This is a genomic window from Collinsella sp. AM34-10 (assembly GCF_003469185.1).
Taxonomy (GTDB): domain Bacteria; phylum Actinomycetota; class Coriobacteriia; order Coriobacteriales; family Coriobacteriaceae; genus Collinsella.
In genome coordinates this window covers 1-1,267 of the sequence record NZ_QSIL01000024.1, presented here as the reverse complement: position 1 = coordinate 1,267, position 1,267 = coordinate 1, and the positions used below count along the sequence as shown (strand labels likewise).

1 protein-coding gene is annotated in these 1,267 nt (G+C 65.1%); it reads left to right on the top strand.

Annotated elements, in window-relative coordinates:
* Window positions 1-24: 24 nt before the first annotated feature.
* Window positions 25-1,266, top strand: coding sequence for an arginine deiminase (gene arcA, locus DW823_RS09625; protein ID WP_055252566.1), 1,242 nt, complete (start codon window positions 25-27; stop codon window positions 1,264-1,266).
* Window position 1,267: the final 1 nt, after the last annotated feature.

Below are 1,267 nucleotides of genomic sequence, written 5' to 3'. Positions count from 1 at the left end.
GGCCCGAAAGAAAGGTAGGAGGCCATGACGAAAGGTCTGCACGTGCCTTCCGAGATCGGCAAGCTCAGGAAGGTCTGCCTGCACCGTCCCGGCGACGAGCTCCTCAACCTGCCGCCCGACGAGCTCGAGCGACTCCTGTTCGACGACGTCCCGTTCCTGGAGGTCGCACAGCAGGAGCACGACACCTTCGCCCAGATCCTGAGGGACCAGGGCGTCGAGGTGCTCTACCTCGAGAACCTCGTCGCCGAGGTGTTCGACCAGGTCCCCGGCGCCCGCGCCGAGTTCACCGACCAGTACATCGCCGAGGCCGGCATCCGCGGCCAGCACATGCCGCAGATCGTCCGCGAGAAGCTGGACTCCATCGAGGACAACCTCGAGTTCGTCAAGAAGACCATGGCCGGCATGACCAAGGCCGAGATCGACATGCCCCTCACGGCGTCCACGACCCTCGACTCCCTGGTCAACTCCGAGTCCGAGTCCGACCTGATCATCGACCCGATGCCCAACCTCTACTTCACCCGCGACCCGTTCGCGGTCGTCGGCGAGGGCGTCAACCTCAACCGCATGTACTCCGTCACCCGCAACCGCGAGACCCTGTACGGCAAGTACATCTTCAAGTACCACCCCGACTACAAGGACGTCTCCCTGTACTTCCGCCGCGACTGCCAGTTCCACACCGAGGGCGGCGACGTGCTGAACATCAACGAGAAGACCCTCGCCGTCGGCATCTCCCAGCGCACCCAGGCCGCCGCTATCGACATCATGGCCCAGAACATCTTCTGGAACTCCGACTCCAAGGTCGAGCGCATCCTTGCCTTCGACATCCCGGTCTCGCGCGCCTTCATGCACCTCGACACGGTCTTCACCCAGATCGACGTCGATAAGTTCACGATCCACCCCGCCATCATGGGCACCCTGCGCGTCTACGAGCTGACCGCCGGCAAGAACCCGGGCGACGTGAACATCCGCCTGATCGAGGACACCCTCGAGCACGTCCTGGAGGACGCCACCGGCGTCGACCAGGTCAAGCTGATCCCCTGCGGCGGCGGCGACCCGATCGCGGCCTCCCGCGAGCAGTGGAACGACGGCTCCAACACCCTGTGCGTCGAGCCCGGCAAGATCTGCGTCTACGCCCGCAACACCGTCACCAATGACGTGCTGTACAAGGAGGGCCTGGACCTTCTCGTCGTGCCCTCCGCCGAGCTCTCCCGCGGCCGCGGCGGCCCGCGCTGCATGAGCATGCCCTTCTGGCGCGAGGACCTCTAAG